The sequence below is a fragment of the Acinetobacter sp. CFCC 10889 genome (assembly GCF_003268395.1).
Taxonomy (GTDB): Bacteria; Pseudomonadota; Gammaproteobacteria; order Pseudomonadales; family Moraxellaceae; genus Acinetobacter.
In genome coordinates, this window is sequence record NZ_LQXQ01000197.1 from 1 (window position 1) to 341 (window position 341).

Consider the following 341-nt stretch of genomic DNA (forward strand, 5'->3'; position numbering starts at 1 on the left):
ATCAGTAACCTTGGCGATGCGAAAGATGGTAAGGATGCAACTAACCTAAACCAAGTACAAGATCTTGTTGCGAAAGCAGGCAAAGATGGCAAAGATGGTTTAAATGCTTTGGGTAATAGCACAGCAGATACTTTAGGCGGTGGAGCGAAATACGATCCATCAACAGGTACTGTAAGCAACCCAACGTACACGACAACAGCGCCTGGTACAGGAACAGTCACTAATTCGAACAATGTTGGTGATGCGATTACTGCGCTCGATAAAGCAGTGAACACGCCATTAACGTTCAAAGGTGATACAGGTTCATCAACTAACAAGTTAGGCACTGAGTTGACAGTTGC

Annotated in this window: 1 pseudogene; it reads left to right on the forward strand. The window is 44.6% G+C overall.

The window, feature by feature from the left end:
- Nucleotides 1-341 (forward strand): annotated as a pseudogene (locus tag AVJ19_RS21360) (hypothetical protein); the annotation flags it as partial.